Origin of the sequence: Collinsella aerofaciens ATCC 25986 (genome assembly GCF_964239575.1) — a bacterium.
GTDB lineage: Bacteria > Actinomycetota > Coriobacteriia > Coriobacteriales > Coriobacteriaceae > Collinsella > Collinsella aerofaciens_BQ.
Genome location: NZ_CAXSQQ010000013.1, coordinates 34,739 through 47,053, shown reverse-complemented (window position 1 = coordinate 47,053; position 12,315 = coordinate 34,739). Strand labels below are relative to the sequence as shown.

The 12,315-nt window shown below is 60.3% G+C and carries 12 protein-coding genes; 4 read left to right on the top strand and 8 right to left on the bottom strand.

Features of this window, described 5'->3' with window-relative positions; translation table 11 throughout:
• Nucleotides 1-318: 318 nt before the first annotated feature.
• Both ACESUZ_RS07090 and ACESUZ_RS07085 read right to left on the bottom strand, forming a co-directional pair.
• Nucleotides 319-1,509, bottom strand: coding sequence for a putative endonuclease domain-containing protein (locus ACESUZ_RS07090; protein ID WP_373199257.1), 1,191 nt, complete (start codon nucleotides 1,507-1,509; stop codon nucleotides 319-321).
• Nucleotides 1,510-1,860: 351 nt separating this feature from the next.
• Nucleotides 1,861-2,829: a 3'-5' exonuclease gene (locus ACESUZ_RS07085; protein ID WP_373199255.1), complete on the bottom strand. Its 969-nt coding sequence runs from the start codon at nucleotides 2,827-2,829 to the stop codon at nucleotides 1,861-1,863.
• Between the two features lie 171 nt (nucleotides 2,830-3,000).
• On the opposite strand from ACESUZ_RS07085, the gene ACESUZ_RS07080 reads away from it, so the two are divergent.
• Nucleotides 3,001-4,095 (top strand): putative manganese transporter, encoded by a 1,095-nt coding sequence (locus ACESUZ_RS07080; protein ID WP_373199253.1) that lies wholly within the window; start codon nucleotides 3,001-3,003, stop codon nucleotides 4,093-4,095.
• Between the two features lie 169 nt (nucleotides 4,096-4,264).
• Here the strand turns inward: ACESUZ_RS07080 and ACESUZ_RS07075 are convergent, their stop codons facing one another.
• Both ACESUZ_RS07075 and ACESUZ_RS07070 read right to left on the bottom strand, forming a co-directional pair.
• Nucleotides 4,265-4,747 (bottom strand): YaiI/YqxD family protein, encoded by a 483-nt coding sequence (locus ACESUZ_RS07075; protein ID WP_055310731.1) that lies wholly within the window; start codon nucleotides 4,745-4,747, stop codon nucleotides 4,265-4,267.
• Nucleotides 4,748-5,350 carry an HdeD family acid-resistance protein gene (locus ACESUZ_RS07070; protein WP_035137275.1) on the bottom strand — a complete coding sequence of 201 codons (603 nt, stop codon included), beginning with the start codon at nucleotides 5,348-5,350 and terminating at the stop codon, nucleotides 4,748-4,750.
• A gap of 235 nt (nucleotides 5,351-5,585) precedes the next feature.
• On the opposite strand from ACESUZ_RS07070, the gene ACESUZ_RS07065 reads away from it, so the two are divergent.
• The 3 genes from ACESUZ_RS07065 to ACESUZ_RS07055 all read left to right on the top strand — a co-directional run bounded on the left by ACESUZ_RS07065 (nucleotide 5,586) and on the right by ACESUZ_RS07055 (nucleotide 7,535).
• Complete coding sequence (locus ACESUZ_RS07065) at nucleotides 5,586-6,257, top strand: nitroreductase family protein (protein ID WP_195445928.1); 672 nt, start codon at nucleotides 5,586-5,588, stop codon at nucleotides 6,255-6,257.
• Between the two features lie 82 nt (nucleotides 6,258-6,339).
• The gene (locus tag ACESUZ_RS07060) at nucleotides 6,340-6,882 is read left to right on the top strand and encodes a histidine phosphatase family protein (protein ID WP_035137274.1); all 543 of its coding nucleotides are present in this window, start codon (nucleotides 6,340-6,342) and stop codon (nucleotides 6,880-6,882) included.
• A gap of 17 nt (nucleotides 6,883-6,899) precedes the next feature.
• Entirely contained in the window at nucleotides 6,900-7,535 is a 636-nt protein-coding gene (locus ACESUZ_RS07055; protein WP_138374914.1) for a histidine phosphatase family protein, read from the top strand.
• A 129-nt stretch (nucleotides 7,536-7,664) separates the two neighbouring features.
• Here ACESUZ_RS07055 and ACESUZ_RS07050 read toward each other — a convergent pair whose 3' ends face one another.
• The 4 genes from ACESUZ_RS07050 to serC all read right to left on the bottom strand — a co-directional run bounded on the left by ACESUZ_RS07050 (nucleotide 7,665) and on the right by serC (nucleotide 12,140).
• Complete coding sequence (locus ACESUZ_RS07050; RefSeq protein ID WP_195445930.1) at nucleotides 7,665-8,345, bottom strand: DUF1015 family protein; 681 nt, start codon at nucleotides 8,343-8,345, stop codon at nucleotides 7,665-7,667.
• Between the two features lie 39 nt (nucleotides 8,346-8,384).
• The gene (locus tag ACESUZ_RS07045; RefSeq protein WP_373199249.1) at nucleotides 8,385-9,605 is read right to left on the bottom strand and encodes a M20 family metallopeptidase; all 1,221 of its coding nucleotides are present in this window, start codon (nucleotides 9,603-9,605) and stop codon (nucleotides 8,385-8,387) included.
• A gap of 177 nt (nucleotides 9,606-9,782) precedes the next feature.
• Nucleotides 9,783-10,946 (bottom strand): phosphoglycerate dehydrogenase, encoded by a 1,164-nt coding sequence (locus ACESUZ_RS07040; protein WP_373199247.1) that lies wholly within the window; start codon nucleotides 10,944-10,946, stop codon nucleotides 9,783-9,785.
• Nucleotides 10,947-11,015: 69 nt separating this feature from the next.
• Entirely contained in the window at nucleotides 11,016-12,140 is a 1,125-nt protein-coding gene (gene serC, locus ACESUZ_RS07035) for a 3-phosphoserine/phosphohydroxythreonine transaminase (protein WP_373199246.1), read from the bottom strand.
• Between the last annotated feature and the right edge of the window lie 175 nt (nucleotides 12,141-12,315).

Below are 12,315 nucleotides of genomic sequence, written 5' to 3'. Positions count from 1 at the left end.
ATTCGCGCCTCAGGACTCAGCGCAACGCGTTGCGCTGAGTCCTGAGGCTGTTGCAATGAAAATGAGAATCAAGGCGTGCAAAAAATGGAGTATTCTGCAACTATAGGGGGTCCGTTAATCTATTGCAGGTCATATAATGCAGTTCAAGAGTTATCTTAGGGTGTTAATCCGATGAGTTCTTCCTCAAATGTTGCCTAACGCTCTCACGCAAGAGTGATTTCGCTTCACATTTGGATCCACTCGAGGGTGATAGACACCCGACCCTGCTGAATACTCGCAATTTTGCACATCGCTAGGGTACCCACCTTGTTAGCCGGCCTAGTCTCCGGCCCCGAAGATCCTGCCCTCGGGCGCGAGGCTGCTTGTTTGAGCAAATGATGGGCTGTCGATTTTGACTGTTTGCATGTCATCGATTGCCGGCGCTTCGTTAATCGTTGGATCATCCAACGTAGTGCCTTCGAGCATTGCTTTTTCGAGGTCGATTCGTTGACGATCTTCGGAATCCTGGCGAAGCTGCTTCTGAATTCGCTTTTTCTCTTCTATAAACCTTCTGAGCACAAACTGTCTCAGGTCCTCTTGCATGATTTGAAAGTCTTTTGGCAGACGCGAGGGGCGTACGCCCTCTTTCCGCTGGATTGCTTCCATGACCCTAACAAAAGAGCTGGCATGCATAAAGGAATAACGACTGACGGTGATGATTCCGTACCCCATGGACGCAAGTGCATTCTTGCGCTCCTCATCGATGGCGCGGTCTTCTTCCGCGTCATGATAAAAACCGTTGTATTCAATGTCTGTGCGAGATTTCTTTAGATACGCATCCATAAAGAACTTTTTGCGTCTCGTGAGATTCTTTGCGGCAGTGGTGACCTGCACCTCGTAATCGGTCTCAATTCCCTTAATACCAAGCCCTCCTTTGCTTTTGGGCAGCGTTAGCATCATGACAAATGCCGTTTCCATGGGAGACCGGCATCCGTCGCGCACACATTGGATCGCCTTTCGGGCAAGGGCCAGACCGTCGCATCTGGTAATGGAATTAAAGAACTGCTTTAACCTCTCGGTCGAGGTGAGCGCGAAACGCTCGGTATAGGAGGTGGAAGAGTCGGTTCCAAGGGAATAAGCGCCGCACAGTTCAAAGTAGTACTCCACTAGTTCGCGAAAAGAAAGATAGGTGGCGGCCTGAAGTGCGCAAAGCTCAACGCCAACAATGAAGATGCCATCTTTGAGCTCTATAAAGCGTGAGTTCGAGAATCGTTTTGAAGAAACGTGGCATTGACAGTTCATTGCATAGCGCGCATTCCTGCGATCAAACACCATCACCTCGAGGGAATCATTTGCGTCGAGGGAAACATCATGTTTGGTGAGCCATTCTGCGACTGCGTCAAGGAGCGTTCCGGTGGGACATGATCCGTAAATCGCGGCAGGGCTACAGGACTCGATGCCTTTCGCAGACACCGAATGCGCGGCCTGGTAGACCGCTTTTGCAGTGGTATGTGACAATACGATACTCATGATATATATCGTGTCAGCTAATGCCGTGTTGACGGCGCTGAGTGGAAAAGCCGTTTTAGAGGTCTAGCCAAATGCTGTCAAAAAGCTTGACGCAATTATGGGTTGGTATGCCCTAAATAAAAGTTTTCGCAGCTTAGCTATAGCATATAAATACTCAATTGCCGCACATTTGATAGTGATGCATCACCATCCGACAACGAATTACGTGTCGGGAATTGGCCGAAATCGTTCGCAATGAGTGTTCAGAATTTGTGATGGCAGGTTTATTTGTGGAACGTAGGGCGGCCCCGCTGCGGGGTTTCCCGCTGCGAGGCCGCCCGTGATCTACGCCGGAGTTTGTCGTAGACGTTTCTACTTGGCAAACAGGTTCTTGAGGTTGAACTCGGCTTGGACGGTGCGGAGCATGAGGTCGGTGTCGTCCAGGCCCAGATGCTGCTCGTTGGCGTCGGCGGCGAGGGTGCCGCGGCGGCGGGCCCAGTTCTCGAGCGCTGCGGGGGCGGACTCGCGGGGGAGCGAGCGGACGTCGGCATCCAGGCTACGGCAGATCTGGCGCGAGTCGATGACGATAATCTTGCCGGCGCGGCGTGCCTCGGCGTAACCGTCCAGATGAATTTTGAACCAACTGTCCTCGAACGCGGCGTTATGCGCCATGTACGGGTACTTCTTCATAAGCTTGAGCAGCTGCTTCTGCAATTCTTTGTTCTCGCGGAACGGCTTTTTGCCGTCGATGTCGTCCCAGGTGATGTGGTGGATATTCGACAGCGGCACGTCCTCGCCGCGATAGATGTCGGGCAGGCCGCAGTAGTGCGCCTCGGCGTCATGCGGCACGGCGTCGCTGGTGAGCTCCATGATTTCCCAGCCCACGTTGATGATGTAGCCGCGCTCGGGTGCACGGCCGGTGGTCTCGATATCGATACCGAGCACGGTGCCTTGGATGGGCTTGCGCGCGTAGGCGACGCCGAGCGCGTCGCGGTCGCCGCGGATTTCGCGCATGACGGACGCGGCGGTGCGCTTTTGCATCTTGCCGATGGCGGCGCAGGTGTCGGCATCGGACAGGCCGCGCGAAAGCGTCGCGGGCGTCACGTTGCGCATGCGTGCCTCGCCAATCTGGTCGCACAGGTCGCGGTTGCGGTCGGCCAGGTCGCGCACGGTGGCAAAGTCGAAGCCGGGGTCGCCCTCGGCGGTAAAGTACTCGGTCTCGAGCACCTTAAGGGCCTCTTCGCCCTTCTGGCGCTCGGACTCCATGGCGCCGTGATCGCCATAGATAAACATGGGGATAAACGGCTGGCGCTCGTATTCGAGTGCTTGCGAAACGTTCATAGACTGCTCCTTGGACGGGCCGCGTCGCGCGGTTCGGTGGCATTGAGTTATGGCGAGATGATAGTTTACCATGGGCAACTATTGGCACCACGCCTAGGTCAACTACAATACCCTAGTTGACCGCTAGGACTTTTACAATGCTGCCGAAAGACACGAAAGGTTCCATCCTTCATGGATTTGCTGATTGATATTTTGCTCGACGCTGGCAAGGACACGCTGTCGCTGGTGCCGTTTTTGTTGGTGACGTATCTGGCCCTCGAGACCCTGGAGCACGTTGCGGGCGACAGCGTTAACGGCGCCATCAAGCGCGCCGGTGCCGCGGGCCCCGTGGTTGGCTCGTTGCTGGGCATGGTGCCGCAGTGCGGCTTTTCGGCAATGGCGGCCACGCTGTATGCCGGTCGTGTCGTGACATTGGGTACGTTGGTGGCGGTGTTCCTTTCGACCTCCGATGAGATGCTGCCGCTGTTGCTCGCCGAGCAGGTGCCCGTGCAGACCATGGCGATGCTTTTGGCTTCGAAGGCACTGATCGCGCTGGTCACGGGCTTTATCGTGGACGCCGCCATTCGCGGCCTGCGTCGTAACGCTCGCGCGCATGCGGCGATTCGCCGCACCGTGCTGGGAACCGCGGCCAACCCGGCCCACGTGAACTGCGCGCACGACGACCACACTGGCGGTGACATCATCGACGAGGTGGCCGAGGCGGGCGTGAGCGCCGACCACATCCACGAGCTGTGCGAGCGCGACCATTGCGGTTGTGATGAAGACGAGGACGAGCACGAACACGGACACGGACATGGCCACGATCACGGTCATGAGGGCGATCATGAACACCATCATGGCCACGGTCACTCCCACTCTCACGAGGGCGCGCCCCTCCTGTCGATTATTCGCAGCGCCATCTCGCACACCGTGCAGGTATCGGTATTCATTTTTCTGGTGACGCTGATTCTGGTCGCCGTGCTCGAGACCTTCGGCGAGTCCGCGATCGAGCAGTTCCTGCGTGGCAACGAGACGCTCGCCGTCCTGGGTTCGGCGCTTGTCGGCCTGATTCCCAACTGCTCGGCCAGCGTCGTCATCACACAACTGTACCTGGAAGGCGCGCTGCAGCTGGCGCCGATGCTCGCCGGCACGCTCATCTCTGCCGGTGTGGGCTACCTGGTGCTGTTCCGCACCAACCGCAGCGCTCGCGAAAACGCCGTGTTCCTGGTCATGATGTACGTCATCGGCGCTGGCTGGGGCCTCGTCCTATCTGCCTTTGGCCTCTAAGTAGGCCTAACAAAACGGGCTTCAAAATAGCCATGCACGGCGCTTGCACAATGCGGCGACGCATGGCATTTTGAAGCTCGTTTTTTTTGTTGAGCCATGGATCCTGAGCGCTCACACCGCTCAAAACAAAAAGGTAGATTTCCGGGCATGTCCCAAAAATCTACCTTGGTTAGCGCAGCAGCTCGGTGAGGTTGCGCTTAAAGCGGGCCCGGTCTTCGCTGGTAAATGCCGCCGGACCGCGAGTGCGACCGCCGGCGCGGCGCACCTTCTTTTCCTCGTGGCGAATAAACAGTTGCATGTCGATGGTCGCCTTATCGTAGACGCGCCCGCGTACGCCGATGGCGGCGGCATCGCGCCCGAGCACCATGCTCGCCAAGCCAATGTCCTGCGTCACGACTACGTCGCCCGCCTGCAGGCGTTCGACAATGGCAAAGTCGGCGCTGTCGGCGCCCACGCTCACATCGAGCGTCGTGACCCAAAATCCGCGTCGCGCATGCTCGACGTCGCGCGGATCGTCGCGGCGAATGTGGCGTTCCAGGTTCTGTGTGCTGTTGCCGGCGATAACGACGGCGACGCCCGCCCGCCGCGCGCAGTCAATCGACTCGCGCGTGACCGGGCAGGCGTCTGCATCAATAAAGAGCGTTCGCGGCATCTAGTGCACCAGTTTGCCAAATTGAATAGCGCGAACAATCAGCGTTACGCCAAACACCAGCAGTGCGGCGCCGCTAAAGATGACGAGCATCTTGGCCGACCACAGCGGATAGATAAACACGAACATGCCGGCGATGATGGAGAGCGCGCCGCTCAGGATGGCGAGGGCACGGTTGGACGAAAGCTCGGACTCCAGAATGGACATGACACCTTCGACGATCCAGCCAAAGCCGGCCACGATAACCACCATCGTGGTGAGCGTCGCGGTCGAGAAGGCCTGGTTGCGCAGGATTATGACGCCGCCCAAGATAATGAGTAGGTTGGAGATGATGCTCGTCACGCGCCAGCCGGTGGGCAGCAGTGGCTCGAAAACAGCGGTAAACAGCCTGATCGCGGCCGTGATCACAAAGTAGAAGCCCAAGACGGTCGTTAGGAAGACGAGGGACTTGGCGGGCGCAAACAGCAGTGCGATGCCGGCGACGAGCGCCAAGACGCCCGTGATGGCGTAAATCCAGCGTACGGCCTTGACGGCTTTGCCCGCCATGCTTTTCTCGTCAAATCCAAACTGGCTCGATTTTTGGTCATCGTTCTTAAAGATGCCCATAATGTCTCCTTTCCGTGCGGCGTAAGCCTTGATCATTACAACCAGTATCGCCTAAAGGCGCTGGCGTATGGGTCGGGGAGGGCGAAACGTAACCCAAAGGCCCCGAATTGTTTCCGTTGTTCCCCACGTCGCGATTTTCTATTCAACAGGTGTAGAACATTGCAGCCCTGTTCGTTATTGCCTACGTTTTAGGTTAGATTTTCCTAAGAACAATTGCCCGAAATTGGGGGTCCCTATGAACGAAGCAGTTCCCGCAGCGCCGGTAAGCGCTGAGTCGATGGCAAAGCAGGGTTGCGAAAAGCTCGGCTTGGACGCGTTTGATGCGTTGGTTCGCTGCGCCCGCACGTGCCGTCGCTTTGACGAGTCCATGCGCGTGCCGCGTGAGCTTTTGCTTGAGCTGGCGGAGCTGGCGCACCTGACTCCCTGTGGTGCCAATGCTCAGCGTCTGCGTTTTCATGTGGTAAGCGGTGCAGAGGACTGCGCGCGTGTATTTGACGAGCTTGCATGGGCCGGTGCGCTCAAGGATTGGCCGGGTCCCGATGAGGGCGAGCGCCCGACCGGCTACATCGCGATTCTTGCTGAGCGCGCCGTTCCGGGCAAGCCAGCCGCTCCCATTACCGAGGTCGACACGGGCATTGCCGCGCAGACGATGATGCTCGCCGCCCGCAGCGCCACGCCCGAGGTGGCAGCCTGCATGTTCAAGGCCTTTACGCCCCACGCGATCGATGCCATGGGGCTCGATAACGACAAGTATGAGCTCAAGCTGATCATGGCGTTTGGCGTTCCGGCCGAGACACAGGTGATCGATGCGATCGATTCCAACCCCGACGGCTCCATCAATTATTGGCGCGACGAGGCGCAGGTGCACCACGTACCCAAGCGCTCGCTTGTCGACGTACTGGTGTAGTTGAGCGTCACCGCGGTGTGATCCGGCGGTAAACCACCACAAAGGTACCTGTCCCCTTTGCGGTGGTGCGAGGGGAGGACGTGTGGCAGATTTGTATTTGGTGCGGCATGGGCAGACTGAGCTCAATGTGCAGAACATTTTGCAGGGTGGGCACGATTCGCCGCTTACGGCGCGCGGGCGCGAGCAGGCGCTGGCGACGCGCGCGGCGTTTGAGGCGCGTGGCGTGACCTTTGACCGTGTGTATTCCTCCCCGTTGGGCCGGGCGCGGCGTACGGCTGAGCTAATTGCTGGTGAGGGCCGCTCGATAGAGCTGGTCGATGACCTGCGCGAGTGGCATTTGGGCTCGCTGGAGGGTACATCAAATCGCGAGATGCCGCCGCAGCCCTGGGGTGATTATCCGGTGGCCTTTGGTGGCGAGTCTGAAGGCGAGCTCCAGTCGCGCATGGTCGCGGCGCTGTCCCACATCATGGCCAGGCCGCAGCACGACTGTGTGCTGGCAGTCTCCCACGGCTCTTCCTGCCAGGAGTTTCTTGAGTATGTGACTGGCAGGGGAGAGCTACCCGACAACGGTGCCGTGCTTCATTTTGGCTATTGCGACGGTGCGTTTTCGCTCCTTGATTGGTAACGAACGAAAGGACCCCTATGAATAAAGACCTGTATCTGGTTCGTCATGGGCAGACAATATTCAACCTTAAGCGCATTATTCAGGGTTGGAGTGACTCGCCGCTCACGCAGCTGGGATGCGACCAGGCGGCGCGTGCCGGCATGTTCTTGCGTGCGCGCGGCATTGAACCCGATCATGCCTACACCTCCACACTTCATCGCACCGAGCAGACTATCGCCAACCTGTGGCCGGGCTTGGCGTACGAGCGCCTGGACGGTCTGCGTGAGTGGTTCTTTGGCGACTTTGAGGCCGAGCGCGTGATGCTTATGCCCGAGCGCCCGTGGCGAGATTTCTATCGTCAGTTTGGCGGCGAGGGCCAGATGCAGGTGCGCGAGCGCATGGCGGCGACGATAACCGATCTTATGCGACGTCCGGACCACGAGTGCGTGCTCGCGGTGAGCCACGGTTCGGCTATCAAGGAGTTTTTGGACCACGTGCGGGGCGCGGCGGCCGACGAGCGCGAACGCGTGCCGGGCAACTGCTCAGTGCTGCATTTTGCGTTTGACGATGCGGCCGATACGTTTGAGCTGGTCGAAGTCTTTACGCAGGAAGACTACGCGCGCGAGCTGGGGCTTGAACCGCTCGTGGCTACTGCGGGTCCGCAGCGCGGATAACGCGAGCGCGGCGGCACGGGTCGTCGGCATAACTTCTCGACGCAAAAGGGGCGGAGATGCATGTACCTGCTGCATCTCCGCCCCCTGTTTGTTGGGCTGCCGATTTTTATGCTGGACGGTCTGGTCTTGCTAGAACCGCGCGACCTGGTGCGTGAGCAGACCCGTCGGAACCTGCGCCGCGCCGCCGCTGACCTGCGCGGCGGGGAAGAGCGCAGCTACGGCAAAGTTGAACGGCTCTTTGCCCGTGTAGGTGCCGGCGGCACGTGCATCGTCGGTCAGGAGCTGTGATGCCTCGACTAGTGCGACAGCGTAGGCAGGGTCGTCGGCCAGTGCCGGCTCCGGCGCCTGGTCGAGCATGGCGCGGATGGCCCCGACGGCGTCCTCGCGCTTGACCTCCCACACGCGGTGCGTAATGCCGGCGGGGTCGGTGACGGCATAGAGTGAAGCGCCCTCTTTTGCGGCGCCGAGGATGATATCCATGACGGGAGAGGCTTCGTAGACAAGCGTTACGGGACGGGGCTGTACCTTGAGGTCGGCGATTGCGCGCGCAGCGGCGGTCGTATCGGCGGCAACCGCGTCGCCGCCCGCCAGCGCACCAACCGGGCAGATCGCCACGACACCCGTCACACGTCCCGGCTCGCCCGAGCATTCGTACACGTAATACGCCGCACCCGGGTCCTTGAGCATCAGACCATCGGCAATGGCTCCGCGCAGAGCATCGTTGCCGCTCAGGATGCTGCCCATTGCAGGCAGCGCCTCGAGCACGCGGTCCTGAGCCGGGCGGATGCAGGGAAACGGAAGTGCTTTCATGGGCGGTCCTAACGCACGAGTCGGTTTGTTCGCGGCTTATTATGCCCCAACTTGGCCGCTCGCGTCCCAGAGCACGTTATCGGCGAGCGCGATTAGCACCTGCTGACAACGAACGATATCGGCGTGGGGCACATATTCGTTGGGCTTGTGCGCGAGCGCGAGCGACCCGGGACCGTAGCTCATGCAATTGCGGTTACCTGTCTTGCCGGCAATGACGGCGGTGTCGGTGTAGCCGGTAAAGAAGCCGACGGTCGTGTCCGCGTCCGTCACGTCATCGGCGGCACGCTTGAGCGCTGCTAGAAGGGGAGAGTTCGGGTCGCGCTCGATGGCGGGGCGGTCGCCCGTCACGGTGTAGCTGCCATGGCAACCGGGAACGGCGGCTTCGGCGACGGCGATGGCCTGCTCTACCATGCGCGTCGCGGCGGCCGTATCGGTCGGAGGCGTCAGACGCATGTCGACCCAGGCTTTGGCGCGGTCGGGTACGACGTAGGGGCGATATCCGCCCTCGATTTGGCCAAACGTGATGGTCGAAGGCCCCAGCTCATCGTGCGCGGGCAGCGCCATAAACGCGCGACGGAGCGAACACACGACCTCGGCCATGGCGGCGACGGCATCCGCGCCCTTCCAGGGCTGGCTCGCATGCGCCGTCACGCCAGTCATTTCAATCTCGAACCACGTACGCCCCTTGTGCGCCACCTGGATCTGTCCGTCGGTGGGCTCGGTGTCCAGCACCCATTCACGCGAGCCGACCCAGCCAGCATCGATCGTGGCCTCTGAGCCGCGCATAAAGTCCTCCTCGTCGACCGAGCAAATGAGTGAGAAGACACGGCGGGGCAGCTTGCCTTCTGCCGCCACGAGCTCGAGCGTATGGACCAGTGCGGCAATGGCGCAGGCCAGGCCACCCTTCATATCGCAGGCACCGCGGCCATAGAGTTTATCGTTGCGCACGATCGCTCCGAGCGGCGGAATGTCCGCGTCCCAGCCATCGCCCAGTGTAACGGTATCCATATGGCAGATATAGACGAGCCGTGGCTCGTCGCTCAGTCCCGGCACGGTGACCATAAGGTTGCGGCGCCCGGGCAGCACCTCGAGCTCCTCAACCTGCACGGCATCGAGTACCGGATGGCTCAGCTGCGCCAACCGTTCCTCAACCAACGCTTTGATATAGCGTTCAATCTCGCCCTCATACGCACCTGGGTCGGAACTGTCGATCCGCACGAGCCCTTGCGTAAGCCGCCAGGCAAAATCTGTATCAACCATAGGCACCTCACAGATAGTTAGGTAAACATACAGATTGTATGCCAAGAAGCGGCTCGGTGCATTTAATGGAGCGCTCACAAAAACGGGGGCGCCTCTCGTGCGAAAGGCACCCCCGCGGGCATTCAATGTCAGTGACGGGCAGGCCACATGGGGAGCTGCCCGTCAGGTCAGTCGGCGCTACTTGATCACGCGCACGCGATACATCGACGGAATCTGCTTGAGCGCCTCGATGGTGCTGCTGTCTAGGTGTTCGTCGGTGTCGAACATGGTGTAGGCGTTCTCGCCGGCGGACTCGTTGGTCATACGCTGCACGTTGGCGTTGTCCTTGGCCAGGATGGCCGTGATCTGGCCGATCATGTTGGGCACGTTGGCATGCAGGCAGGCAATGCGGCTTGCGGCGCGCGCCTTGCCCATGCTGCAGGCGGGGTAGTTGACGCTGTGTGCGATGTTGCCGTTCTCCAGGTAATCCTTGAGCTCGCTGATGGCCATGTCGGCGCAGTTGGCCTCGGCCTCGCCGGTGCCGGCGCCCGAGTGCGTGGTGATAAACGTATTGGACATCTTGACCGTCTTGGGCGTGGCGAAGTCGCAGCTAAACCAGCTGAGCTTGCCCTCGCGCAGGGCGGCGTCGACGGCGTCCTCGTCAATGATGGTTTCGCGCGCGTAGTTGATGAGCACGGCGTCCGGTGCCAGCAGGTTAATCTGCTCGGTGCTGATCATGCCGATGGTGTCGGCCTTGCTGGGCACGTGCACGGTGAGGTAGTCGCAGCCGCGGCAGAGATCCTCGAGCGTGCCCACGCGCTGCACCTCGCGGCTCAGCACCCACGCGTGCTCGACGGAAATGAACGGGTCGTAGCCGTAAACGTCCATGCCCAGGTCGACGCAGGCGTTGGCGACCTTGGAGCCCACGTTGCCCAGGCCGATGACGCCGATGCGCTTGCCCTTGAGCTCGCGGCCCACAAAGGCCTTCTTGGCCTTCTCGGCATCGACCTGAATCTCGGGGTCGTCGGCGTTGTCGCGCACCCAGTTCATCGATTGCACCACGCCGCGGCTCGAGAGCACCAGCATGCCTAGGACGAGCTCCTTGACGGCGTTGCTGTTGGCACCGGGGGAGTTAAAGACGACGACGCCCTTCTTGGCGTATTCCTCGACGGGGATGTTGTTGACGCCGGCACCGCAGCGGGCGATGGCGCGGATGCCCTCGGGCAGCTCGTAGCCGTGCAGGTCGGTCGAGCGCATCAGGATCGCGTCGGCCTCGTCGGCGGTGCTCACAAATTCGTAGCCCTCGCCAAACTCGACTTTGCCGTCCTTGGTAATGTCATCGATGGTTTTAATCTTGCGCATGGAAAACTCCTTAGCAGGTTTGTCTAAAACAAGTGGTTTGAAGTGGCTGGTCGGCCCGTGTGTTGCGGGCTAGTTAGATCGCGGACTCAAACTATGCTGCGCTTCGAAGTCCTTCATGTACGTGGCCAGCGCCTGTACGTCCTCCATGGTGACTGCGTTGTACACGCTGGCGCGCATGCCGCCGACGAGGCGATGGCCCTTGACGTTTTGGATCTGGTGCTCTGCCGCGCCCGCAACAAAGGCGGCGTCGAGGTCGGCGTCGCCGGTGCGGAACGTGACGTTGGCGATGGAGCGACTGTCTGTCTGCGCGGTGCCGTGGAATAGTTTGCTGTTCTCGAGCAAGTCGTAGAGCAGGTTGGCCTTGGCCCAGTTGCGCTCGGCCATGGCGGCAAGTCCGCCGGTCTGCTCCACCCAACGGAACACCTTGCCGCACACGTAGATGCCAAAGGTGTTGGGCGTGTTGAGCATGGAGCCCTTGGCGGCCTGGGTCTTAAGGTCCAGGTACTGCGGCGTCTGCGCAAAGGCCGGGCCGTCAGCGATCAGGCCGTCGCGCACGATAACCACGGTGACGCCCGCGGCGCCGGCGTTTTTCTGCGCGCCGGCGTAGATGAGTCCGTAGCGCTCGACGTCGAGCGGCTGCGACAAAAAGCAGCTCGAGACATCGGCGACCAGCGGTACGTCGCCGCAGTTGGGCAGCTCGTGGTACATGGTGCCAAAGATGGTGTTGTTCTGGCAGATGTAGACGTAGTCGAGCCCGTCGCCCGCGGCCTCGGCGGCAATGCGCGCGTTGACGTCGGCCATGGTGGGTATGCGGTCGAAATTGGTGTCCTCGGAGCTCGCGAGCAGCACGGCCTCGCCGTACTTGGCGGCCTCCTTGTACGCCTTGTTGGCAAAGTTACCGGTCACGACGTAGCCGGCGCGGCCGCGGCGCATGAGGTTCATGGGGATGCCCGCAAACTGCAGCGTGGCGCCACCCTGCAAAAACAGGACGCGGTAGTTGTCGGGGATGCTCAGCAGGCGGCGCAGGGTTGCCTCGGCGTCGTCGATGATCTGCTGGTACATGCTAGATCGATGGCTCATCTCGAGCACGGACATGCCGCAACCGCGGTAGTCCATCATCTCGTCGGCGATCTCGGCGAGCACGCTTGTAGGCAGCGCGGCCGGGCCAGCTGAGAAGTTGTGCACACGTGCCATCTTCTTGTTCCCCTCGTAGTCGTTTGAACGTTCGGGATACTTTAGCACAGTGGAGCGCTAGGCGCGACCGCATCACGGTAAAACTCGACTGCGCCGCTATGATTTACAGGATGGTTACATGGGGGAGGGGTGCTTTAATCCTCAGGCAAATCCGAATCTGCGAGCGAAGGCATGA

Bases quoted from the DNA above. Each gene is read 5' to 3' on its own strand.
- ACESUZ_RS07040 (WP_373199247.1), bottom strand. From the start codon at position 10,946: ATGCGCAAGATTAAAACCATCGATGACATTACCAAGGACGGCAAAGTC.
- ACESUZ_RS07045 (WP_373199249.1), bottom strand. From the start codon at position 9,605: ATGGTTGATACAGATTTTGCCTGGCGGCTTACGCAAGGGCTCGTGCGG.
- ACESUZ_RS07075 (WP_055310731.1), bottom strand. From the start codon at position 4,747: ATGCCGCGAACGCTCTTTATTGATGCAGACGCCTGCCCGGTCACGCGC.
- serC (WP_373199246.1), bottom strand. From the start codon at position 12,140: ATGGCACGTGTGCACAACTTCTCAGCTGGCCCGGCCGCGCTGCCTACA.
- ACESUZ_RS07085 (WP_373199255.1), bottom strand. From the start codon at position 2,829: ATGAACGTTTCGCAAGCACTCGAATACGAGCGCCAGCCGTTTATCCCC.
- ACESUZ_RS07070 (WP_035137275.1), bottom strand. From the start codon at position 5,350: ATGGGCATCTTTAAGAACGATGACCAAAAATCGAGCCAGTTTGGATTT.
- ACESUZ_RS07065 (WP_195445928.1), top strand. From the start codon at position 5,586: ATGAACGAAGCAGTTCCCGCAGCGCCGGTAAGCGCTGAGTCGATGGCA.
- ACESUZ_RS07090 (WP_373199257.1), bottom strand. From the start codon at position 1,509: ATGAGTATCGTATTGTCACATACCACTGCAAAAGCGGTCTACCAGGCC.
- ACESUZ_RS07080 (WP_373199253.1), top strand. From the start codon at position 3,001: ATGGATTTGCTGATTGATATTTTGCTCGACGCTGGCAAGGACACGCTG.
- ACESUZ_RS07050 (WP_195445930.1), bottom strand. From the start codon at position 8,345: ATGAAAGCACTTCCGTTTCCCTGCATCCGCCCGGCTCAGGACCGCGTG.
- ACESUZ_RS07055 (WP_138374914.1), top strand. From the start codon at position 6,900: ATGAATAAAGACCTGTATCTGGTTCGTCATGGGCAGACAATATTCAAC.